Source organism: Pirellulales bacterium (assembly GCA_035499655.1).
Lineage (GTDB): Bacteria > Planctomycetota > Planctomycetia > Pirellulales > JADZDJ01 > DATJYL01.
Genome location: DATJYL010000213.1, coordinates 16,945 through 40,859, shown reverse-complemented (window position 1 = coordinate 40,859; position 23,915 = coordinate 16,945). Strand labels below are relative to the sequence as shown.

Sequence of the window (23,915 nt, the reverse complement as noted above, 5' to 3'; positions counted from 1 at the left end):
CTCAGGATTGCCTCCATTCTGATAACCATTCAGATCAGCCAGTGCCGCCAGCATCGCCGAAATATCACCGGCATCGGTTGCCCCGTCGAGACTGAAATTTCCCTTGTTCGATTCAGAAACTGCCAGCGGCGTCCGCGGCTTGATCGAATCGTCCACAAACGAATTGTAAAAGCCGATGATGCCCGCAGTTCCCAAATAAGTATCAGGGTCGAACGTCGGGCTGGCCGAAAAATTATCCGTCGTTAGCGAGGAAAGTCCGGTGTCGGAAGTATTCCAGGAAATGCCGCCGCTGCCGTAACTGCCAACTTCCAATCGCCAATAATCGCTCTCATTTCCTTGCTCTGCTCCGTACTGAAAATTATCCACGTACGAACCATACGTTGGGTCGTCGATCACCGTGGGCTGGAGCGAAACACAGCTCGCGCTTTTGCCGCCGGCAAGGTCCTGCACCACCGTGCCGAAATCGGTCGGCGTGCTCCAGCGATAACCGAAGGCGTATGCCCCGCCGCCGGTGTCCGCAAAATCGATAATCACCAGCGAAAGATTCGGCCCGCTCCCCACGGTATACTCGGCGTTCAAAAAACCACCGGGCAAAGGCACGTCGCTCAGCGGCGCTGCCCCAGCGTGTTGGCACACCGTAAACACCACCCAGGTAAATATCGCCACGATTTTTTTCATAAGTTGCGCTCCTCTGATCAAAAAAGTAATCGCTTAATACGCATTGGCCGGAATCACCTCTTGTCCAGCGCGCGTGCACAGTGCAAATAGCACGCTGGTTTGCATTGCCTCCGACAAAAACCGTGCGGAGCCGTCGCAAAACGCCACGTTCACGCCCCCCGCATGGTCGCTCCACAATTCGTTGTTTTGACTTCTATTGATGGCCACGGTCACGTCGAAAATGTTTTGCCCGTCGACCCACTCGCCGTTCAGCAAAGGTCCCCGCCCGCTGTCTTCTCCAACCAGAATGGTTTGCGATAGGCCGTCGGTAATCTGCTGTACGGAAATGGCCTTCTCGTAAATCATGGCGCCGTTGCCCAGCACCAAATTGCCCTCCATCGCATAGCCGGCCAGGCTCGGCGGATGCCCGAACATGCCGCCGTAATCGATGTACGCCAGGTCGTCGCCCGGATCCCATTGCCCGTTGCCATTCACGTCGCCGGTGGTCAAGCCGGTGCGCTGCGGAGCCCTAACCGTGGAGGGGCACAAATAGGTCGCAATAATCGTTCGGGCCGCTTCATGATTGGCCGCGCTGTTGTACGGCTGCGTGGTGTCAAAAATTTCCCAAGCATGTTTTTCTTCGATGTAGGGAAGCAGATACGCGCTCCAGGCAATTTGCCGTAGCGGCGCACTGCAGCCTGGAACGGAATTGCAGCAAATGCACCCGATCGGAAATTCTCGCTTGGCTGCGTTGTAATGGTGCAGCCCGACGCCGATCTGCCGCAAATTGTTCAGGCAGGTCGCTCGCCGAGCCGCTTCCCGCGCCCCTTGCACCGCCGGCATGAGCAGCGCCACCAGCACGCCGATAATCGCCAGCACCACCAGCAGCTCCACCAGCGTGAATCCGCGCTCAACAATCAAGAAGCAATCACCCCCAAGCCCCAGGCTTTGCCGGGGGATCGTAGCGCGCAATCGCAAGCGCATGGCATTCATCCCAGCACAACATTTCAGCAAAATGAAATCGTGGGCCGATGCTGTCCCTCGCAGCACATACGGCACAAAAAGCGCTGGTAGGTCTTCTGACTTCCGAGCCGCACGTCGCCAAAGCCTTCTCGCCGCCGCAGCCAAATTGCTTTCACAATTTGAACCGCACAGCAATGGCAATTAGAAAACGACGTGCGTTACCGCTCGGTTACAGCGGCGGGGCCGTCCCGGATTCGCACCGGAGTTCCCTGTTTGTCGGCCGAAAATCAAACGCCTCGGCCAACCACCAACGCACTGATAGGCACTTTAGCGTCACATTTGACGACTGTCAACGGTCCAATTATCGTTTGGAAAGAACCGTTTTACGTTTGCCCGTTGATTTTCGCCGCTTGCCATTCACCGTCGCCGGCGCGCTGGCCAATGGATCGGCCGCGCCGTTCAGCGATTCGCCGACCGACGCCCGTTCAATCCGCTCCGTCGCCTGCCGCACATATTCTTGCGAAAGTTCGCAGCCAATCCAACTGCGTCCCAATTTTTTCGCCACCGTAAGTGTCGTGCCGCTGCCGGTGAATGGATCGAGCACCAAATCGCCGACATTTGAGCTGGCCCGCACAATCCGCCCCAACAATTGCTCGGGCATCTGGCAGCCGTGAAAGCCGGCCCGCTCTTTGAAAGTCCCCGCCACGCGCGGAAAATACCACGTGTCGGAATCTTCGCTGAAGCCGCCTTGCAAATCTTGCGGCCGCAAAATCCACGTATCGTCCGGCAACCGCCCCTTGGGATTGGCCCGAGCATCGGCATACACCAACTGCCGGGCCGAGGGAACGCGAATTGCCGGATCGTTCTCGTTGAATGTGAACCGCTTCGGGTCTTTCAAAAAATGGAACAGATGGGCGTGCGAGCGGTTGAACTTCCGTGTGCAGTTCACGCCGAACGTGTAATACCAAATCACCCAGCTCCGGCAACTGAAGCCCAAATCGCGGGCCGCCAGTTTCAGCTCCGCCGCATATTCATCGCCAATCGCCAGCCAGAACGTGCCATCGGGCCGCAAGGCCCGGTGCACGCCGGCCATCCACTCGCGCGACCAATCCAGATAATGCTCGTACGCCTTGCGGTCGTCGTACACGTCGTACTCGTAGCCGATGTTGAATGGCGGATCGGCAAATGCCAGATGCACACTGCCCGGCTCCAGCTTGGCCAGCAGTTCGACGCAATCGCCCTGATGAATGCGGTTGGGTTTCAAAGCCACACAGACACCTCTTGTGTCAAATTACGCGCCCGGTGAATTGGCATTCTACCAGAAAGTGGGCGCATGTACATATATTACTATCGCCGTGGAAAGACGCAATAATCTAATCCTTTCCGCACGGCTTTAACAGTGTGTGGAAAACAACCAGCCTGTTTCCTTGGTTCCTCACTCCTCACCCCTCACTCCTCGCCATGTTCCGCTACGCCATTTGCAACGAAACTTTCCAAGATTGGCCCTTCGATCGGGCGTTTGCTTTTGCCCGCGAGTGCGGCTATACCGGCATTGAAATTGCGCCGTTCACGCTGGCCCGGTATGCAACCGAAGTTTTGCCGCGCCAGCGCGCTCAAGTGCGGCGGCAGGCTGAAGCGGCGGGTTTGGAAGTCGTTGGCCTCCACTGGCTGCTGGCCAAGACCGAAGGATTTTATCTCACCTCGCCCGATCGGGCCGTGCAAAGTAAAACGGCCGACTACCTTTGCGAGCTGGCCCGGCTGTGCCGCGACTTGGGCGGCTCGATCATGGTCCTCGGCTCCCCGCAGCAGCGCAATCTGCTGCCCGGCGTCACCAAGCCGCAAGCGATGGGTTACGCGGCCGACGTTTTGCGGGCCGCGCTGCCGGTGCTGGACGAATGCGGCGTAACCATTGCCTTGGAACCGCTGGGTCCGGCCGAGGGAGATTTTTTGCTCACTGCCGCCGAGGGGCGCGAACTTATCAACCTTGTCAACTCGCCGCACGTGCGGCTGCATCTGGATTGCAAAGCCATGGCCAGCGAAGCGCAACCGCCGGCCGACATCATCCGGACCAACCGCGACATCATGGTTCACTTCCACGCCAACGATCCCAACCGCCAAGGCCCCGGCATGGGCCAGCTCGATATGAAGCCGATCTTTCAGGCGCTGAATGCCATCGACTGGCGCGGCTGGGTCTCCGTGGAAGTGTTCGACTACACCCCCGGCATCGAACACCTTGCCCGCCAAAGCATGCAAAACATGTTGGCCGCCGCTGCAGTTACATAATGCCGCTGTGTTAGTCAGACTGCACGCTGATTGTCATGCCTGGACGATTCGACGGGCACTTCGCGCGAACCCAGTATGCGCCGTGTCACGGATTCATTTCTGCTTCATTTCCGGCGCGTGTCGATAAAGCTTGCCAGACAGCAAGATCGATATTATCGACGAAGAAAGTTACCGAGCCGTCTCCCATAGCCGCCACCACACCTCCTGGATGACCGCTCCGCGCAGCGGCCCAAAGCTGGCCATCTATTTGGTTTTGGGTGCAATTCAATGGGTTGCTGGAGGGAATTGTGGAATCACAGCCGATGATGGTGTCGGGCATTACCGAATTCGGACCTGTTTTTGCCAGAAACGTCGATGCGCCCGGGGAGCCACAGGACCAGACTCCACGGACGTCTTTATAAGTATCCCAAATTTGCACTTCGGAAATCATGAGCGTTTTCGAAAGTCCGTCGGTGACTTCTCGCGGTTTTACCCCGCGATTGCGAGCCATTTTGAAAACTCCCTTTTGCTGGCTGGAAAAAAATGGCACTGGCAGCGAAACGACTTCAAACAGACCTGCGTTGCGCACGTCGTAATTGATACCGGGCATGCCGGCCATGCCTGGCGCCGCCGAATTAACGTAGGAGTCTTTGCCAAAATTTGCCGCGTAATTGCCCTTGGCCAAATTCTCCAAGCCGGCAACCGAGTCGCTGCCGCCGATCGTTCCACCCAAACCATTGACCACAGGGTCCTTACTGCCGAACAAAATCGACATACTCGAAGCGCTAGGGCAAAGATAGGCAGCGACCGTCATGCGAGTGGAGCCGCCGGTGCCAGGAGCGCCCCCTGCATCATCGTGCTCGCAATCGTCGCAAATGTGTTTATTGTACTGGGCGCACGCCCAGATGCGATCGTTGAAGAATTTTTCGCCTAAGAAATCGAAAATGTTCGACGCCCAACTGGGACCTTGGCAGGTTGCCATGTAATCGCCCATTTGCGCACCACCGCTTTCCCATTGGGAAGCCAAGGGAGAACAGTTCGGCAATCCAGGCGGAAAGGCCTTGTTGGCAGAAAGAAATGCATGAATTGCCAAAGCAATTTGCTTGGTGTTGTTGGTACACTGCATGCGGCGCGCCGATTCGCGAGCCGACTGCACCGCAGGCAACAGGAGTGCCACTAGAATTCCGATGATAGCGATGACCGCCAACAATTCGATCAAAGTAAACGCCTGCCGACGACAAGTGTGTGCTGACATCGGATAACCACCTTCGCCACACACTAAGAAACTATTTCGCCGACGCATTGGGATCGGTCAAGGCACTTCCAAGTTGTAGGGCCTTCGCACAGTCGGCCCAAGAATAATATTTGAAATCTTCGCTGGCGTTGGGATTGATGTGGTCGCGAATGAGCAATAACCCTTCGGGAAACTCGGGCAGCGGAGCGCTAGTCACGGCGACCGCGGATGCGAATTCGACGCCGTTGCCGTCTGCGGCCGATGGAATGATCGCACCCACAAAATGGTAGTCTTGGCGGTCATACACGTTCACTCGCGATCGGTCCGTCTTCTTGCCTTGGCCAACGACCACCAGGTAGCCTTTTGAGCCAGGCAGCGAATAGAGACCAATCCCTTCGACGTCGGGAATTAGCCCATGCTCACCAACGCTGATTACTTTCGCGCCTTGTTTACCTGCCTCAGGCTCGGCGTTGAATCGCCAGACGCCTGCCTTTTCTTCAGAAAAATAGACCACGCCGCGCTCTTCATCGGCGATGCATCCGTGAGTTTTACTAGGCACGCTGAAGTGGCAAACTGGCGTGGCCGTAACCTTGCCGTTCTTGTCGCTGGTAAGTTCTAACTGGTCGATCTCGCCCTCTTTTGACGAGACGAATACGTAGAACTTATCAGTCTTACGGCTGTGATAGGCGGCAATACCGTGAGGTTCGGGATTGTCCGGCACAACAAACTGGTCGCTGTCTAGCGGCTTGAGTTTGGCTTTTTCAGCCTGAATGCACCACATTTTCACGCCGCTCACGCGCTCATCGGGATAGGTTGCAAGCACCAAGTCGATCGGTTTGCCGGCGAGTGGAAAACCGTGCAAGATTATGATCGAATCAGTCTGAAAGCCTTCGTCCAAATGCTTGAGCAAGTACCCGGCCAGATCATGAACTTCGATTCCGCGGGACTGGTTGGTGATAATGACGCGACTTTCTGCCGCGTCCAGCGGATTGACCCAAATCGCAGCGCCGGTCAGTCGGTTAACCGGGGCCGGCTGCGAGCAATGCAGTGGCACTGGTACGGCTACGACCTCGGCTTCCGGAGCAACGGCTCCTGGCCCATCGGCGTCGGCGATAGCCATTGAGCCGGCCATCAACACCAGCATCCCATAAACCGTCAAAAGGCGCATTAACGAACTCTCCAACGACGGCAACCGAGGAAGAAAGGAATCGCTGCGGCTAGCAGAGTAACGGTCGCCGGTTCAGGAACGCTAAGAATTGCCATCCCCCGAAAACTCGCTGTACCACCGATAGTAAGGTATGGTGTTGGTGTTGTCGTGGCGAACGAGGCGCCACCGAAGCTGCTGTTGATTCCATTAGTGTCGGTAAATTGAAAGAGTTGACCAAGCTGCGTGGCTGCGAGCAGTTCGACATTGCCTTGATACACAAAAGCTTCGAGCGAGTTGATGTTGTTGATGCTAGTTTTTGTGCCGGTCCAGGTTCCAACCAAGTTCCAGTTCGTGCCGTCGAAATACCATTTTCCCAACAGATTTTTGCCGTCAGTCGAGTAAGCGGTTTCGTCTGTGCCGTCGTTATTCAAATCGAGGAAGATCACGTCGCTTTTCACGTAAGGACTATTCATCGTGCTGATTTGTGGAGCAGCGGAAGTTGGCAGGCTGTTACCGTAGTTTGTGCCGCTAGTGCTGCTGGAAAACGACCACAATTGGGTGCCGACAATTCTGTTACCGCGAGCATCGTTTCCTGTGATTAGCGTCTGCGTGGTGGTGGCGCCACTGGCATCAATGTAATATTGCCCGCCATCGGTGCCTTGATCGCCCCCCGTCCAAAAATGCTTTCCATCGGTCGAAACCACAGAACGCAACGATACACCTGTGTAATTGCTGACGGGGACCGTGGTAACGTTCCAATTGGAATCGACTACGCCAACCTCGTGAGCCGAGCCGGAGGTAATGACCGATGCGGTGCCTACGGCCGCCTGGTAGCCGCCAAAAGTCAGAACGTTGTCGTTCGTGCTTAAGTGAAGCAAACCGTCATGATCGTTCGCTCCGGGCAGCGTAAGCCCCGAAATAGAATGAGCGGTGGGCGTTGTGCCAAAGGTGCCTGTCAATGAATTGTAGGGATAGTCGTACAGTGTAATGGCGCTAGCGGCAGTGTCGGTATCTGTATTCGTGGCAGTACTTAGGATGACAAGATCGCCACCAATAAAGCCTGCGAAACTTGGTACCGCAGTTCCAATGATAATCGCAAAAAAACAAATCCACGGTGCATATCGAATCATCAAAATCCCCTCAAGCTCGAGAAAACAGGGTGAACAACAACAATCCAACTCGCCGTACCTTTTCGTTGAGCCGGTCCTCAATGCAAAAAGTAGGCCAAACTTGTGGAAGACGCATAAGTTATGCTTACCCCGATGATTTGAATTGTTGGCGCAACGACAAATCCCGATTGTGACAGCAGCGCTGCGACACTTCAGAACAAACAGCGGTGAAAAAAGCGTCTCGCGTGGCTATTCGCTGTCCATGTCCATACGCCTGAGTGGCCCAAATATTGATGAGATTTTTAGGCCACCGATCGAGTAAATTTCTCTTCGGAACTCTGTGTCCCGTCTGTCGATCCTTGGCAATTTATTTAATTCCGCTCGCATTGGACCCGGGTTATTGACCTAGGCAAACGATCGCTGTGCGCGCCTCGCCGCTGTTAATTTTGCGCCGGGCTTTCTCTGCAATGCAAAGTCAGAGCAGATTACTGGTTGCGACGTTTTCTCGGCGCAACTGCGAATCAGAAATGAAAGCCAATTCTTAGAATTTTGCTCGGTGATAACGTTCTGAACGCCGAGAATTTCAGCTTGCGGTTTGGAACGGCCGTGCAAAACGAGTCGAGTTTCGCACGAAAAATCGATTTCCTGCGGCGACGTGCAAAATTGCCCAACGGGCTATCTGCGCATGAAGAGGCCCCGGTGTTGCTTGTTGCATCTCGGGGGGGAGGTTCTGCAGCAACACCGGGGCGTGGGGATTGCGTGCTAATATACACATTCCTCGCCCGAGGCGGTGTTAGAACTCTGTCAGCTTTCGGCTTGAGAAATTGAACGAAACCGAAGCGTTCGGTGCGGTGCCGCAAAGTCGCAAGCGGATGGCAGCGCTGGTGCATCAATCCGGCAGCCACAGCGAAGATTTTTTTTCGCCGCCGGGTTGCGGAGCGTCGGGCGTCCACAATTTGCCTGGCTCGGCAGCGGCGCCGGGAACCACCAGCGGCGAGGCAGCCCCGGCCGCAGCGGCAGCCGGCGGCGCAGCGCCCACGGCCAGCCGGCCATCGGGCGTAATCAAGCCCGTTTGCATCAGCAGTTGCACCAGCGCCTGCGCCACGCCTGGTTCGCGGGCGTGCTGACGTTGAATGTGGTCGATGAGTTGCATGACCGCCGGTCCTTCGTCGCGTTGAATGCGGAACGAAAGCTCCATTAAATCCCAGGAGGCGGACGATTGCTTGTTCGCTTCCGCCAGTTTTCGGGCTTTGTCGATGATGCCGAGCGCCTCGGTCGAATTCGCCGCCGCTCGAACCAACCAACGATAAGCGGAAAGTTTGAATTCGGGGACCGGAATGTTTGGCCGCTTGACGACTTCGGGAGCCAAGCGTTTTAAGGCCAGAGCAAAATTCGCGACGACAGCCCGATTGAACGCCTGCTGCAGTTGCTCGTCGGTCAGCGATTCAGCCTTTAGCCGGCACAGGCGGTTCAAGGGAAGTCGGTTGACATCGAGCCCGGCGGAATCCAAATCGAAAAGTTCCGGGAAATTCAGTTCACGGCGGAGTTGATTATAGGTGTCGGGCGAACTGTCTGCATCGGATAATTGCAGCAGCAAGATCGCCGCCAGTAAGCGCGTGCGATATTGCGGCTCGGCGGCAGCTTGCTGCGGCGTGCGGCCGCCGAACAGGGGCAGCGGCAATTGCGGCCAGCGCTTGAGCACCAGAGCTGTTCGCTGTTCCAGCCCTAGCTTCAGCCGCACGTCTTCCGGCGTATCGTTAGGCATTCGCCAGTGCCAACTTAGTGCGTGTTCTACCTGGCCCAAATGGCCAATCGCGGTTTCCGAGGTGGGCGTGCCGAGCGCTTCGCCCAGGCTTTCGCGCAGCAGTTTTTGGGCGGCGGGCAATTCCGGCCGAAACAAGAGCAGTTCCAATCGGGCTTCGCGATCGGTCTGCTTGCCGAACAACAGCAATTGACCCAGCTGATTGGGAATTTGATCGGGCGTAATGTCTTTTCCGCTGGCCAGTGCCGGACGATCCAGCAGCGAAAAGGCGGCGCGCGGCGGCGGCTCGTTCTGCTCGGTCCACGGCCGAGCGTCCAGCGGCAGCCGTTCGAAGCGGCGATCGGCGGCAAACTTTTCCTGGGCAAGCTCGGCGCTGGCAATGTTGTACGTGAGCGAGATTTCGTCGACCTGGCCCTCGGATTCTTCCTTGGAAAGCAACTGTGCTGTTGCTTCGGCTTCCACGGAGTCATCGACGTTTGTTTCCAAGGCCGATAACTTACGCAAGGCTTCGACTGCCGCCGCATAGTTCCCCAAAAAGCCGTGAAGTGTGGCCAAATTTCGCCAGAAAGCCGACGACTTCAGGGCTTGTGCAGTCAGCGCCGCGAATTGCTCGGCCGCTTTTTTCCAGTGGCCGAGATGAGCCTCGCCCAGTGCCGCTTGAAACGCGGCGCCCCAGGCAACGTTCGTAGGCGCGGGCTCAAACGGCGGAGTGCTTTTCAGCAGCACATGAACGCCGGGTGCTCCTTCCAATTGCAGCAGCGCGGAAACGGCCCGTTCGTCGCGCGCTTGTGATAAACCCAATTGCAATTGCAAGTGTGCCCGGGCCGGAACAACATGGCCTGCCGACAGCAGCACCAAAGCCAACGCGCCGATGGCGTCGTAAACCTGGGCCGGCATTTCGGTCCCGCAGGCTTCAATGGACCGTTGCAACCACGCAATGCCGGCCAGCGGATCGCCTTGCGAGGCGGCGTGCAGCGATTGTTCCGCCAGCGCCACGGGATTTTCGGGATGTTGTTTAAGAAAGGACGCCAGCGTGACCTCGGCGGCGGCGGCATCGCCCGCGGCAGTTTCCAGCGATACCCGCATGCTTTGCAAGCAGGCGCGGCCGGGAAACTTTTCGTCCAATTTGCGAACGGCATCCAGGCAAGCGATCGGTTGATTCCCTTCCAGCATGCGCTGCAGCTTATCGAGCTCCTGCACCAAATCGGGGCAGCAGAATTTCACCTTTTTGCCGGTGCCACCGGGACACGGAGAGTAAGGATCAATGGGCATATCTCGTGGAAGTTAGCAACAAGTGAAGAGACGGCGATGGAATTTTTGCCCGTTCGTATCGAGCTGGAACGGCAATGGTAGCAGACGGGTGGCGAGTCTGCTACCAGCGTTAAGCCGTTGTGCGGGAACCGCTTGTGGATTTGGGGAACTGGAAAGTTTAGGAAGACACTGAGAATTTTGCCGATTCCAACGACTATTCCTGTGGCGTAAGTGGTACGGCATCCGATTCTTTGGGGAAGAAAAACCGGATCGAGGTGTATCCGGATATGCAACATCCAATCGAAGTTCATTGGTTCAGGAACTAAGGTGTGGAGGATCGTGGAGTGAAACTCTCGGCCTGGCATCTCACGGCGGTCACCGGAGCGCTACTTATGGCGGCAGGGTCGCTGCGCGCTCAAACGCCAGAGGTGTTGCCCGAGCCTGGCAATCCATCTTCCATGATTGCGCAGCCCAGTATATCTATTGCGCAACCCACTACATCGCTGTTTGAAACCCAGCCCGATTTACACCCGAGCGACGTTCCGTCTCAATCTGGCGATACATCGTCGAAGTTGGCCATCGAAGGGGAACACATCGAAGGCGGCAGCGCGGAAGACGCCATGGCTCCTGAACCGCGCGCTTACCCTGCCAGCTCCGGCTATTGGTGGCGCGATGGCTGTTGGTACGGTGATTTTGATTTTGTCATTTGGAATCGGACCAGGCCAGCGAAGCAAATCCTGGGTGTGGAAGAGAATTCCAACAGTCAGCTAACGGGAAATTTTTTGAATGCCCAGGGCCATGCGTTGCCATTGGATGCTGGCGGCCGCGGCACATTGGGTTATATTCTTGATCGCGATAGCGAAAATCGAGACCACAGCATCGAGTTCACCTATTTAGGGTTCAACAATTGGGAAGGAACCGATAGCCTTGCGGCGCAGGGAGGCAACTCGTTGGCGATTGTGCCATTGGGTCTTTCCTTCCCTGGATTTACCGGCAGCAGCGCCGCCACTTACACCACCACGTATCGCTCCGACCTGCAAAGCATGGAGTTGGATTACCGCGTTCGCAATCGTCCGGGCCGAGATCAAATGATGATGGGTCCCGACGGGTTTTGGTCGCGGCACCTTTCGCAGGGGCGAACCGAATCATTCTTTGTGGGCCTGCGCGGCATCGCGGAGGAGGAGAAATTCAATTGGATTAGCGGCACCTTTCCCGCTTCACCAACGACGTTTAGCGGCGACTACCAACTGAATACCAAAAATCATTTATTGGGATTCCAAGTGGGGGGCGATTGCTACGACGTGCATGAAGGATGGTACTGGGGAGTTAAGGGAGACGCCGGAATTTATTGCAACTTTGCCGATGGCTTTGCACACGTGGTCGGAATTGACACCTCCCAATCTTCCACGCCGTTTATCATCGGGGGCAAGGCCGACAATCAAACGGCTGCATTCTTGGGCGAGCTTAGCCTGGTGGCGGGCTACGACATCAACGATCATTTAATGCTTCACGCCGGCTGGGATTTGGTGCAGCTTGGGGGCCTGGCATCGGCCCCGAACGAAGTTTCCTTTACCTCTTTCCTGACCGAAGTCACGCCGTTCATTCGCAACGATGGACAGATTTTCTACAACGGCTTGTCGCTGGGGTTAGAAGCCTATTGGTAAGCGTTGTCAGCGGCGAGCGTTCAGTGATTGAATGCGAGGGCTTCCGGAAAAACATAAGCCCAGGGGTTGCAACCCCTGGGCTTTATTTGTTCGATTCAGCGACGCCGCCTATTGATCGTTCGGAGGGGGCTGGCGACCCGGGCCATCTGGCGGCGGATCTTGACGGTTGCCGTCGCGCGGCGGTGGATTACCATCGTTTGGCGGCGGACCACCTGGCGGACCATTGCGACCATCATCCGGACCGCGCGGCATCATGCGAGGCATTGCATTGTCGCCGTCCCGCGGACGCATTCTTGGCATGGGGCCGCCGCCGTCGCGGAGCCGTTGGATGTCTTGCTGGATCAAATCCAGACGCCGCTGGATTTCGTCGAGGCGCTGCATCAACTCGGGCGCGAGCTGCCCGGGCGGCATGATCTGCGGCCGCTGTCCACCCCGGCCATCAGGACCAGCTTGCGGCGGTCGTGGCCCATTTGGGCCATTGGGATTTCCATCTCTGGGGGGTGGATTTCCATCACGGGGCGGAGGGCCGCCATTGTCGGGCGGCCGATTACCATCGCGCCGCGGCGGGCCATTGCCGTCACGCGGCGGTGGACCATTTACGTCTCCCGGTGGACCATTTATGTCTCCAAGTGGCGGCGGGCCGTTGCCGTCACGGGGCGGCGGATTAGCTCCCGGTGGGCCCATCGGCATACCTTCGATGCGCATGCCGGGCATATTGAAACCACCTGGAAATTGCATCGCCCAGGGGCCACCGCCAATTGTCCGTTCCACGAGCGGGCGCAAATCGTCGGGTAATTTATTCAGTTCTTGGTCGGTCAGGTCCCATTTTTCGTCGCCGCGAGTCACGGTGATTTTTCCTGGCTCTTTCCCGTGATGGACGACCGTGACCGTGACGTTGTCGGGCAGATCAACGTGCGGGCCGCCGCCGGGGAACATGAAACCTGGTCCAGGCCGGGCGATGATGTGTGCACTACCCTGCTGACGTTCTGCAGGCGTCACGGCTATGGTTTGCTCTTTACCGCCGCGAATAATCTTGAGTGACAATTCTTTGCCATCGGCAGCGTTGACGGCTTTCACTAAATCGGCGGGATGACTCAGTTTTTCATCACCGGCCGAAATAATGACGTCGTGTTGTTTAATTCCCGCTTTGCTAGCCGGACCGTCTTCCGCAACGTGAACGACGACTAATCCTTCGTCGTCTTTCAGGCTGAGCTGGTCGCGAAGCTCCGGCTGCACCTCTCTACACTCCACGCCGAGCCAATATTTTCCGGTATCGCCAAACTGCGAACCTGCATATCGCAGCCAATCCAGGGCGGGTCGCACGGTATCGTTCGGCGCTTGGGCGATTAAATTTGAGACATCGTCGGGCGGGGCATTAGGATCGGCGTCATCGGCGGCGGCATGTTTTGATTGCGCCAGCGCGCCGGAAAACAGAATGATTGCCGCCAGGCAGATCCAACCGATGCGGCGTTGCCACAAATCGCTTTGCATGGGAGTACTCCTTTTTTGTTCAAAATGTGTCTACGAAGAATGAATTTCAAATTGCTTTCCTGGCCGGCTGCCAATTCATTGCCAATCGCCCGTGTCACGGACTTCGACAAAATCCATCGGCAACACGGCCTGCGTCCCGTCAGCCAATTGGACGGGATAATAGGCCCGGTGTTGTCCGACTTCGTGCCCGGTGCTTTCCAGCGTTTGTAAGGCGGAGTCGGACAGGACCGGTTCCTGTTTCGCCAAGATGGTTTGCACTTCGTCGGCGCTGGCCATCAACAGCGGCACTTGCACGCTTTGTTCGCCGTCGACTGTGGGCAGCGTGACTTTCAGCGCCTGCCATTTGCTAGTGGCCGTGGAAGTGGAATCGGCTGAATTGGCGATGTCGCCGGTCGATGGGGTTTGCGGCAAAGATGGATTTTGGACCAAGGCCACCTGCGTCTGCGTTGCAGGGGATGTTGATCGCGGGCCTTGTGTACCGGCAAGGTCTCGCGCTTGCTCCGAGAGTGTTCCGCTCATCCACCAGCCGCGAGCGGCCAGCCCGAGCGTAAATGCCACCAGCACGCTGGCCGCCAGCACGAACCATCCCAACCGAAATGCCAGCGGAGGCAGCGGACGTAAGACGCTCTTTGCATTCGCTACAATCGCGGTAGAACCGGAACCACTGACAGAATTATCTGCAATGGTGAGATGGCGAAATTCGCTCCGCAACGTTTGCGCTTCAATGAAGGCCAGGGCGCAGTGCCGCCAACTGTCGGGCTGTGCATCGAGGGCCAATAATAATTGGCGCTGCTGTTCGGCATTCAATTCGCCGTCCGCGAAACGCTCGAGCCAGCGCTGCGAGTCGTCGGCAAAGTTCAACCTATTTTGCGAATCAGTCATCGAAATCACCTTTATCGCTTTTTAAATCAACCGCTTTTTACTTCGACCACGTTCAAGGCCACCAATTCGTTTCGTAACCGGGCCCGGGCCCGATGCAGCCGCGTTTCCACTGCGGAATGACTAATCCCCAAACGGTCTGCCAATTGGTGGTAGTTCCAATCTTCCGTATATTTCAGCAACAAGATTTCAGCATCGCGCGGTTGCAGGCGGGCCACCGCTTGGCGCACCAAGCGATGGCGTTCGTCGGCCAGCAACCAAGAAAGTGGATCGGGGGAGCCGGCATCGTGATCTGGCGGCGGCCAGCGCTGCACAAATCGATCGATCAGCTTGCGTTGGCGTCCGTGCCGACGGCGGTACAATAGTGCCTGCAAAACCCCTAACCGGTACAACCAAGGCGCGGCCTTGGCGGGATCGTTTAAGGGGGCTTGCTGGCGAACCGCCGCCAACGCCACTTCCTGCAATACTTCATCCACCCCTTCGCTGTTCCCCAGGCGCGCAAACACGACGGTGCGCAACCAGCGCTCGTGCTGTGCCAGCAAGGCCGACCAGTCGAGCGGCTGAGGCCGGTGCGTGGCGCCAGGTTGCTCATCTGCCTGGGTATTGGTCATGCGTTAAAGTATGTTGCCGTGAGGGGGATGAGTCTTGCTGGAGGCTGAAAGGATAAACCGGGACGGAACTGCCATCGCTCTGGTTTGTTTTTGGGAGAGTCATCCATTATATTCTGCCGGCTGCATGACATCGCAGGCACAAAGGTAGATTTTCCAATCACTTACAACGCTTTAACGATGGGATCGCTGCGCGTCGTACAATTGAAAACAGCAGCAATTTCGTTTGGAAAAGACACGGGCAAACCATTACGAGAGCGTGAATGAGCCGGTTGGTGTGAAGACGCCCGCATTTCAATTTGACATTGATCAAATGCCTCGCTTTTGAATTTCGACAAGGATGATGCATGCCCTTGGCCGACGGACCCCCGTGGATGCGACAGCTTTACACGCGGCGATATCCTCTGATTGCCTCGCTGGCAATTACCGCGATTGGGGCCTATTTGCTGCTCTGGCTTTGCTTGGGTTCCCGGCAGGGAGCCGCCCTTTGGCCGCTGTACGTGGCCCTGGCCTTGGGAGGCGTGCCGATTGTGGTGGAATTGCTGGTGAAGTTGCTGCATCGCGAATTCGGTTCTGATTTGCTGGCGGGGATTTCGATTGTCACTTCGGTGTTATTGGGTGAATACCTGGCGGGCACCCTGGTGGTGTTGATGCTTTCCGGCGGCGAGGCGATCGAGAGCTATGCGGTCCGCAGCGCCGCGGGGGTGTTGCGTGCTTTGGCCAAGCGGATGCCGCTGGTGGCGCATTTGCGACGCAATTCGCAAATGGAAGACGTGCCGCTGGATGGTATCGTGGTTGGAGATTTGCTGGTGGTATTTCCGCACGAGATTTGTCCGGTTGACGGCGAGGTGCTGGAAGGGCACGGCGTGATGGACGAATCGTATCTTACCGGTGAGCCGTACCGCATGTCGAAAACTCCCGGTTCGACCGTGCTGTCGGGCTCGATCAATGGCGAAACCGCGCTGGTCATTCGCGCCACACGCCGGGCAGTGGATTCGCGCTATGCGCAAATTATGCGCGTGATGCAGGAATCGGAACAGCGGCGGCCGCGCATTCGCCGGCTGGCCGATCAATTGGGCGCGCTGTACACGCCGCTGGCGGTGGCGATTGCCGTAGCGGCCTGGGCAATCACGGGCCAGCCGGTGCGTTTTTTGGCGGTGCTGGTGGTCGCCACGCCTTGTCCCTTGTTAATTGCCATTCCGGTAGCGATTATTGGGAGCATATCGTTGGCTGCGCGGCGCGGCATCATCGTGCGCGATCCGGCGGTGCTGGAGCAAATCGACACTTGCAGAACTGTGATCTTCGATAAAACTGGAACGCTTACGTATGGCGAGCCGCGGCTGACGGAGCAACTTGTTTCGCCCGCCTTCACCGCCCACGAAGTATTGATCCTTGCCGCCACTTTGGAGCGTTATTCCAAACATCCGCTGGCTGAGGCGATTGTGCAGGAGGCGCAGCGTCAACGACTGGCGCCGTGCGAAGCGGCGGAAATTCACGAAAAACCCGGCGCCGGGTTGCAAGGTGTCGTGGCCGGGCGGAATGTGCAAATTACCAGTCGCCAAAAAATACTCGCCGCGCAACCGGAGCTGGCTACACAATTGCCGCCGCTAGCCGGCGGGCTGGAATGCGCCGTGTTGATCGACGGGAAGTATGCCGCCATTTATCGTTTTCGCGATCAGCCGCGGCATGAGGGGATTTCGTTCGTTCACCACTTGGCTCCCAAGCATCACTTTGACAAAGTGCTGTTGGTTTCCGGCGATCGTGAAAGCGAAGTGCGTTATCTGGCCGACCAGGTGGGCATTATAGACGTTTATGCCGAGCAAAGTCCGGAAGACAAAGTGAACATTGTTCGCCGGGAAACTCAACTTGCGCCCACGTTGTTTTTGGGCGACGGCATCAACGATGCTCCCGCGTTGTTGGCGGCCACCGTGGGCCTGGCGTTCGGCACAGGCAACGAAATCACGGGCGAAGCCAGCGGCGCGGTGGTGATGGATACCTCACTGGAACGGGTCGACGAATTCCTGCACATCAGCCGCCGGATGCGCCGCATTGCCTTGCAAAGCGCCGTGGGCGGCATGGCGGCCAGCATTTTGGCGATGGTGATCGCGGCGGCGGGATATTTGCCTCCCGTGGCCGGCGCCATTTTGCAAGAGGTGATCGATATTTTGGCGGTGACGAACGCAGTTCGCGCCGCTTGGCCGCCCAAATCGCTGAGCGATTTTTGATGCCCACAATTCGGTTGTTCAAACTAGCCGGACGGACCGGATGCCATAAACATCCGGCTAGAGCGCACCCCGCGAACGTGTAGCGGATGTAGTGGCCGCTGTCCTCAGCGGCTGGAGACCCCGGCGCGCCGGGGCCGCTACATGATCGTGAGACGATCTCTAGTTGCTGCGAGCTTCCGGCGCTGCTTTCTGCGCTTCCGCCGGGGGCGGCTGCACAAGATATTTCCCCAGCGGATCATCTTTCAATCCCCGCAAGCACTCCACCACGCAGGCTGCATTCAGGTCGGCCCCATCCGCGCTGGTGTGCGTGTTATCCAATGGCGTGAATAATTTTGATTTGATATCTGCCGGGTCCAGTCCCACGTAATGCTTCAAAATCGTCCGATTCAAATCCGCAAACAGCACGTCTTCGTTCTTCGCCACTTGCTCGGCCCAAGCCACGGTTTTCACGTTTTCCACCGCATCTGTTTCCACGGGCTTCTGCGGACAATGCGGAATTTGCGAACACAAAATCGGTGTCATCCCCTTGGCCCTGGCATCGGCAATATATTTCCGCAAGTACCAACCGTACGTGTGCACCACTTCGTGTTGGTGGGTTTGCGAATTGTCGATTTCTTGTGTCTCCTCCCCAATGCCCGGCAACGATCCCCGGGCGCGGCGTCCATCGTCCACCGGTCCACCGTCATTGTGCCCCATTTGAATGATGACAAAATCGCCGGGCTTGGCGTCTGCCAAAATTTTGTCCCAGCGTCCTTCGTTGATAAACGTCCGGCTGCTGCGTCCGGCAATGGCGCGGTTCGCTACGTTGATGTTGCTGGTGTCGAAGAACTTAGCGATCCGCTCTCCCCAGCCGCGCTGGTTGTTCGCGCCGTTTTTTACCGTCGAATCTCCCACGATGAACAGCGTCGGCCGGTTGTTGGCGGAATCGGCAGTTTTTTCTGTCGCTGCTGGCGGCGTTGGGATCGAATCGTCAGTCGCAAAACAAGGCAATACGGCCCAGCAAAACATGCTGCCCGCCATCAAAATCAATCTGCGTGCTCGCATGTCAATTTCCCTCCGGTTTGACAATCGATGTTTTCGGGCTGGCGGGCATGTGGAAGCTATCGACGGGATCAGGATGACTCGGGTCGAAATCTTGGAAATCGGCGACGATGAATTTTGCCAGGTCGAGCTTGTTTTGACGGATGCCTTCCACCACACATTTGGCCAGCTCGTAACTGCCGTAATTATTGTGGTGGGTTCCGTCTTGAAAGGCTTTACCGATGTTTTCCGAACCCAGCGCCTGGTAAAACTGCCAACTCATGTCGTGCAAATCGATGAGCGGCACATTTTCTTCTTTCGCCGTTTGGCGCACGGCTTCCGGATAATCGCCCAGCGTGTTGGTCATTTTCCCATCGGCTTCCAAACTTTTTTTGCGATCCATCGAGGTTACCAGCACCGGAATGCCGCCGTGTTGCCGGGCGCCGTCGATGAATTTTTTCAAATCGGCTTTGTAGGTGGTGAACGCGCCCACGCCGTCACCTTTTTCCTTCATGTCGTTGTGGCCGTACTGGATGAACAGATAATCGCCGGGCTTCATCGTGCTGAGCACTTTATCGAGCCGCTTGGCGCCGAGGGAACTGCGCAGGGTTTCGCCCGATTCTGCATGATTTGCCACCACGACGCCTGGCTGGAAAAACCGGGGCAGCATTTGGCCCCAACTATTCCACGGCTCCAGCGGTTGATCGCAGACGGTGGAATCGCCCAATAAATACACGGTGGGGATGTCGGGGGCCGGCTCGATTTCCAGCGCGCACAGGCAGGGCCTGGCGTCGTTGAATTCCAGCGTCAGCTTGTCGTCCCAGGCCCAGGTTTCATCGGTTTTTTCGCGGGGCTTAAGTTTTACGTTTCCGCCGCCGGCGATTTGCGGAGTGCGCACATTCACGTCGAATGTGCGCGTTTCGAATTGACCGGGCGAAGTGTGGATGTGCTGCAGCATCAGCCGGCGCAGCTCGGCTTTGACGGTGGTTGTGGATTCGCCCGCCGGATCGCCTAGCGTGACCGTGACTTTGTAATTTCCTTCCGGCAGCGCCACCGAGAAATAAAAGGGCTTGTCGCTGGTGATGCAGCCGCCATTTACCGCTTTCACTTCCGCTCCAGGCTCAAAGCCGTAGCCAAGTTCCTTGGAGTACAGAGTGTCGGGCGGAACTTGCTGATAGCCTTCTTTTGTTTTTCCCGGCGCGAAAGAAAATTTGTAGATAGGCGAGTGAATTTCAACTTGCGATTCGCCAATTGCACCCTGAAAAAATACCAAAGCGATCACAATACCGAATCGGCAAGTCGTCCACATACGGCAATTCCTCCCAAGTCCCGGATTATAGCCAGCTGGGATCAACAAACGCAAAAAAATGTTTTTCTTTCAGTCGATTGGGTTATAATTGATCGGCATGAAGCCAAGAGTTTACGTCGAGACAACCATTGTAAGTTACTTAACTGCCTGGGTAAGCCGTGACTTGGTGATGGCCGCGAACCAGGAAACCACACGCCAGTGGTGGACCGAGCGGAAGGAACATTTCGAGTTGTACGTGTCGCAAGCAGTGATTGAAGAGGCCACCGGCGGCGACAAAGAAGCTGCTCAACGCCGGCTGGAAATCATCGAAGAAATTTCGATACTATCGATAACCGACGAGGTAAAGGCGTTAGCAAAACTGCTGGTCGCGCAGGTGCCATTAGCGCAGCGGGCCCAAGTCGATGCCTTGCATATCGCCGCATCGGCAGTACATGGCATGGATTACTTGTTGACCTGGAACTGTTCCCATATTGCCAATGCGACTTTGCGTCCCAAGATTGAATCAATTTGCCGCGCAAATGGTTACGAACCTCCGGTCATTTGCACGCCACAAGAGTTAATGGAGACCGACCATGGCATTTCATGACACGGTAGTTGACGAAGTTCGAAAGGTGCGAGAGGATTACGCGCGGAAGTTTGAATTTGACATCGATGCCATCTGCGCCGATTTGCAGAAGAAGGAGCGCGAGGGTCATGCCAAAACCGTGACGCTACCTAAAAAATCGGTGCGAACTATTGCTGGTTCTTCACAATGCACATGAGAACCAACGATGAATGAGTTCATCAGTGCGTTTGTAAGCAAATTGAAACAAATTAAAACTAAGGAAGAACTCCTTTTAGTCTACGATTGGCTGTGGCGTAATCAGCTGAGCGTAAGGTCAACGGCACAGGAAATAAACCGTGAACTCCGATTGAGCGGTCCTTACGAGCTTAAAGAGGACTTACCATGTCTTTCGGTAGGTTCTCACAAGGGCCTTGTTGTGCTTGGCGCAAATCCGGGCTGGAAACGAGACAGAAATCCTCGGGAAAATGCATATTGTAGAGAGTCGCCAGGTGCATATGCAGATATGATGTTCAACTATTTCGAGTGCTATCCACGTGTGGTTGGAGCACGTGGGCGCTGGTGGCCACGTGCGATGACGTTTCTGCAGATGCTGCCAGACGGCTATGATATTAACACGCTTGGAAAACAAGCTATTCGTTGGCAATGAATCCATGAAAGTAGACTTCTAGGAGGTTGGGAGCTTTTTCCATGGCATTCGTGCAAAGATGGCATAACAGGCATCCGCAATAAGCCAACTTGGCTTCATGAATTCTTTTACGAGTCGATATCAGCAGTGTTACGCCTATCTCCGCGATTGTTATTAGTTGCTTCGCCAATAGGCTGGGAATTGGTTCGGCACAATATTCTCAAGAGCGTACCGTGGGCTGACGTCCCGCTTGGTTCAAAGTTGCCGTGTAACGTATCGTATACGAAGCTACCGTCAGGCACAGAAGTCGTTGCGATCCGACGACAGATATTTTCAAACGCACCCCGCGATTTCACAAATGCGGAACTCTTTGCGAGAGTACATGAACTCCGCCTGACCCAGCCCGCCCCATCAGAACCAAAAACCGCCAAACACACATTAGCACCGTAACCAAACACTACGGCCCGGCGGACGCCATGGCTGGTAAATCGGGGCCAGCGTATTTGGTGAAGTTTTCGTGGAAGAGCGTGGCCAGTTTTTGGGCCGTGGCTTCGTAGGCGGCGCGGTCTTTCCAGGCGGCCGCCGGTTGCAACAGAGAATCGGGCACGCCGGGGCAATGCGTGCAGTAATCGAGTTTGAAGTACGGATCGCGCTGGAGCGGCACATCATTTAAGATGCCGGAATGGATGGTGTCAATGATGGCCCGGGTGTGCCTCAACGGAATGCGCGAGCCCACGCCGTAAGCGCCCCCCGACCAGCCGGTATTCACCAACCAGGCTTGGGCGCGGTGGCGTCGGAGCCGTTCGGCCAGCATGGTGGCGTACACCGTGGGGTGCCGCACCAAAAACGCGGCGCTATAACAGGCGGAGAACGCGACTTGTGGTTCTTTCACTCCCATTTCCGTGCCAGCCACCCGCGCTGTGTAGCCGCTAATGAAGTGATACATTGCTTGTTCCGGCGAGAGCCGGCTGACCGGGGGAATCGCGCCGAATGCGTCGCACGTGAGGAAAATGATATTCCGCGGATGACTGCCCACGCACGGCACCTTGGCGTTGGCAATGTACTCGATGGGGTAAGCGGCGCGCGTGTTTTCGGTGAGGGCTGCGCTGTCGAAATCGACCGCCCGTGTTTCTTCGTTGTAGACCACGTTTTCCAACACGGCGCCGAAGCGAATGGCGTCGTAGATTTCCGGCTCCTTTTCGCGGGTAAGGCCAATGCACTTGGCGTAGCAGCCTCCTTCGATGTTGAAAATGCCGTCATCGCTCCAGCAGTGTTCGTCGTCGCCGATTAACCGGCGGCGGGGATCGGCGGACAGCGTGGTTTTGCCGGTACCGGAGAGGCCGAAGAAGAGTGATAAATCGCCTTGCTCTCCTTCGTTCGCCGAACAGTGCATCGAGAGGACGCCCCGCGCCGGCATCACATAGTGCATGAGCGTGAAGACACCTTTTTTCATTTCGCCGGCGTACTCGGTGCCCAAGATCACCATTTCGCGCCGTTCTAAACTGATGTCGATGCTGGTGCGCGAAGTCATTTGGTGCGTATGCGGATTGGCAGGAAATTGGCCGGCGTTGTAAATCACGTAATCGGGCTCGCCGAAGTTCTCCAGTTCTTCCTGGGTGGGGCGGATGAGCATGTTGCGCATGAACAGGGCGTGGTAAGCGCGGGCACAAATTACGCGCACTTTCACTCGATAGCGCGGATCCCAGCCGGCAAAGCCATCGAACACGTAGAGTTGCTCGCGGGTATTGAGATAATCGATTGCCCGTTGTCGATTGATGATGAACACTTGCTCGTTCAGTTTGATGTTTACGGGCCCCCACCAAATGTTGCCGGAGCTATCCGGGTGATCGACGATGCGTTTGTCCAAGGGGCTGCGGCCGGTCTTTTTTCCGGAGCGAATAATGAGGGCCCCGCTGTCGGCAATGGCCGCGTGCTCGATGGAGATAGCATCTTCATAGAGCGCCGCCGGCGGGGCATTGCGAACTGCGAATTCGGCGTCGATTTCGTGGCGCGAAAGATCAAGGGTTTGTGACATAGCAAGTTTATTCGTCAATAGGGTTCGATGAGGACAGAATGGGGAGTTATGTTTATGTGTTGGGCGGCGGCAATCGCAATCGAACGCGGCGGGCAAATTCGGAGTTGCCAGATTTTAGGATTTCGATGTGGTCGTTTGACAGCGACAGCATCGCCGGCAAATCCGTAAGCACCGGCGGCGAAACATTTTTACAACTTCTTCAAGTTCGTGGAGGATAAGCTTACCGAACCTTTGGGCGTTTTCGCACGTATTTATTGGGCGGTAATAGCGCGCGAGTGCACCGGGTTGGGCTTTGTGCCGTGTGCGTAAACCATTATCATCATGCGGTTTTGGGTCATTCTAGTGCTATCCAGGCAGTAACATTTGCAAATCTTAGGCCCCACGCCCATGCTCACCCTGGAAAACGTGAAAAAATCGTTTATGGAGCCGGGTGGCGGGCGGCTGCCGATTTTGAATGTGCAGCAATTTCACGTCGCAGCGGGCGAACAAATTGTGCTGGTCGGCCGCAGCGGATCGGGCAAAACCACGTTGCTGCACATGATTGCCGGGATCAGCCGGCCGGACGAAGGGAAGATTCGGATCGACGGCGTCGACATTGCACGATTGCCTGAGGCGGGGCGCGACCGCTTCCGCGCTGATAAAATCGGTTACGTGTTTCAAACATTCAATTTGCTGCCCGGCTTTACCGCGCTAGAAAACGTGCTCTTGGGCATGTCGTTCGCCACGGGTCGAGCGAAGCCGGAACGGGCACGGCATTTATTGGACCGCGTGGGATTATCGAAACGGCTCCACCATAAGCCGGCACAGCTTTCCGTCGGCGAACAGCAGCGCGTGGCGGTGGCCCGGGCCTTGGCGAATAAGCCGAAACTGCTATTGGCCGATGAGCCTACGGCGAACATCGACACGCGGCATCAACAGCAAGTAGTCGATTTAATCCGCGATACGTGCCGCGAAGAAAACGTGACCTTGGTATTGGTGACTCACACGCCGCAAGTGGCGGAACAGTTTCAGCGCGTGGAAAATTTGGAGGAAATTAATCGGCTGACGCCGATGGGGGCATCGTGAAGCGTTTGTTGGTTCGCGCGCTTCCCTGTTGGGTCGCGGCTAAA

The 23,915-nt window shown here is 56.5% G+C and carries 19 protein-coding genes and 1 riboswitch; of the genes, 6 read left to right on the top strand and 13 right to left on the bottom strand.

The genetic code is table 11. From position 1 onward, the window contains the following. The 3 genes from VMJ32_16060 to VMJ32_16050 form a co-directional block, all read right to left on the bottom strand. A partial coding sequence (locus VMJ32_16060) for a hypothetical protein (protein ID HTQ40541.1) occupies positions 1-678 on the bottom strand: 678 nt, incomplete at its 3' end. 33 nt (positions 679-711) lie between these two features. Then, positions 712-1,641 carry a DUF1559 domain-containing protein gene (locus VMJ32_16055; GenBank protein HTQ40540.1) on the bottom strand — a complete coding sequence of 310 codons (930 nt, stop codon included), beginning with the start codon at positions 1,639-1,641 and terminating at the stop codon, positions 712-714. Positions 1,642-1,708: 67 nt separating this feature from the next. Continuing rightward, positions 1,709-1,944, bottom strand: a riboswitch (cobalamin riboswitch). A 37-nt stretch (positions 1,945-1,981) separates the two neighbouring features. Further along, the gene (locus VMJ32_16050; protein HTQ40539.1) at positions 1,982-2,890 is read right to left on the bottom strand and encodes a site-specific DNA-methyltransferase; all 909 of its coding nucleotides are present in this window, start codon (positions 2,888-2,890) and stop codon (positions 1,982-1,984) included. A gap of 191 nt (positions 2,891-3,081) precedes the next feature. Between VMJ32_16050 and VMJ32_16045 the strand changes: the two genes are divergently transcribed. Continuing rightward, a complete protein-coding gene (locus tag VMJ32_16045) occupies positions 3,082-3,903 on the top strand; it encodes a sugar phosphate isomerase/epimerase family protein (protein ID HTQ40538.1) in 822 nt (273 codons plus the stop codon). 85 nt (positions 3,904-3,988) lie between these two features. Here VMJ32_16045 and VMJ32_16040 read toward each other — a convergent pair whose 3' ends face one another. The 4 genes from VMJ32_16040 to VMJ32_16025 form a co-directional block, all read right to left on the bottom strand. After that, positions 3,989-5,137, bottom strand: coding sequence for a DUF1559 domain-containing protein (locus tag VMJ32_16040; GenBank protein HTQ40537.1), 1,149 nt, complete (start codon positions 5,135-5,137; stop codon positions 3,989-3,991). 31 nt (positions 5,138-5,168) lie between these two features. Next, positions 5,169-6,284: a phytase gene (locus VMJ32_16035; GenBank protein HTQ40536.1), complete on the bottom strand. Its 1,116-nt coding sequence runs from the start codon at positions 6,282-6,284 to the stop codon at positions 5,169-5,171. Further along, the gene (locus VMJ32_16030; protein HTQ40535.1) at positions 6,284-7,393 is read right to left on the bottom strand and encodes a hypothetical protein; all 1,110 of its coding nucleotides are present in this window, start codon (positions 7,391-7,393) and stop codon (positions 6,284-6,286) included. Before VMJ32_16030 ends, VMJ32_16035 begins: the two co-directional genes overlap by 1 nt. Positions 7,394-8,261: 868 nt before the next feature. Beyond that, on the bottom strand, positions 8,262-10,406 hold the full coding sequence (locus VMJ32_16025) for a hypothetical protein (protein ID HTQ40534.1): 2,145 nt from the start codon (positions 10,404-10,406) through the stop codon (positions 8,262-8,264). Between the two features lie 323 nt (positions 10,407-10,729). Here VMJ32_16025 and VMJ32_16020 point away from each other — a divergent pair, with 323 nt between their 5' ends. Continuing rightward, a complete protein-coding gene (locus tag VMJ32_16020; GenBank protein HTQ40533.1) occupies positions 10,730-12,049 on the top strand; it encodes a hypothetical protein in 1,320 nt (439 codons plus the stop codon). Positions 12,050-12,157: 108 nt separating this feature from the next. Here VMJ32_16020 and VMJ32_16015 read toward each other — a convergent pair whose 3' ends face one another. The 3 genes from VMJ32_16015 to VMJ32_16005 form a co-directional block, all read right to left on the bottom strand. Further along, a complete protein-coding gene (locus VMJ32_16015; protein HTQ40532.1) occupies positions 12,158-13,540 on the bottom strand; it encodes a PDZ domain-containing protein in 1,383 nt (460 codons plus the stop codon). Between the two features lie 75 nt (positions 13,541-13,615). Continuing rightward, complete coding sequence (locus VMJ32_16010; protein HTQ40531.1) at positions 13,616-14,422, bottom strand: hypothetical protein; 807 nt, start codon at positions 14,420-14,422, stop codon at positions 13,616-13,618. 26 nt (positions 14,423-14,448) lie between these two features. After that, entirely contained in the window at positions 14,449-15,030 is a 582-nt protein-coding gene (locus VMJ32_16005; GenBank protein ID HTQ40530.1) for an RNA polymerase sigma factor, read from the bottom strand. Positions 15,031-15,374: 344 nt separating this feature from the next. On the opposite strand from VMJ32_16005, the gene VMJ32_16000 reads away from it, so the two are divergent. Continuing rightward, entirely contained in the window at positions 15,375-17,252 is a 1,878-nt protein-coding gene (locus VMJ32_16000; GenBank protein ID HTQ40529.1) for a heavy metal translocating P-type ATPase, read from the top strand. A 159-nt stretch (positions 17,253-17,411) separates the two neighbouring features. On the opposite strand, the gene VMJ32_15995 is transcribed toward VMJ32_16000, so the two are convergent. Beyond that, positions 17,412-18,296 (bottom strand): rhamnogalacturonan acetylesterase, encoded by an 885-nt coding sequence (locus VMJ32_15995; protein ID HTQ40528.1) that lies wholly within the window; start codon positions 18,294-18,296, stop codon positions 17,412-17,414. Position 18,297: 1 nt separating this feature from the next. Continuing rightward, entirely contained in the window at positions 18,298-19,581 is a 1,284-nt protein-coding gene (locus VMJ32_15990; protein HTQ40527.1) for a rhamnogalacturonan acetylesterase, read from the bottom strand. Positions 19,582-19,678: 97 nt separating this feature from the next. Here VMJ32_15990 and VMJ32_15985 point away from each other — a divergent pair, with 97 nt between their 5' ends. Then, the gene (locus VMJ32_15985) at positions 19,679-20,167 is read left to right on the top strand and encodes a type II toxin-antitoxin system VapC family toxin (protein HTQ40526.1); all 489 of its coding nucleotides are present in this window, start codon (positions 19,679-19,681) and stop codon (positions 20,165-20,167) included. Positions 20,168-20,351: 184 nt separating this feature from the next. Continuing rightward, positions 20,352-20,792, top strand: a complete 441-nt coding sequence (locus VMJ32_15980; protein ID HTQ40525.1) for a hypothetical protein — start codon at positions 20,352-20,354, stop codon at positions 20,790-20,792. Between the two features lie 436 nt (positions 20,793-21,228). Here the strand turns inward: VMJ32_15980 and pckA are convergent, their stop codons facing one another. Further along, positions 21,229-22,806 (bottom strand): phosphoenolpyruvate carboxykinase (ATP), encoded by a 1,578-nt coding sequence (pckA, locus tag VMJ32_15975; protein HTQ40524.1) that lies wholly within the window; start codon positions 22,804-22,806, stop codon positions 21,229-21,231. A gap of 387 nt (positions 22,807-23,193) precedes the next feature. Between pckA and VMJ32_15970 the strand changes: the two genes are divergently transcribed. Beyond that, complete coding sequence (locus VMJ32_15970; GenBank protein HTQ40523.1) at positions 23,194-23,871, top strand: ABC transporter ATP-binding protein; 678 nt, start codon at positions 23,194-23,196, stop codon at positions 23,869-23,871. Positions 23,872-23,915 lie beyond the last annotated feature (44 nt).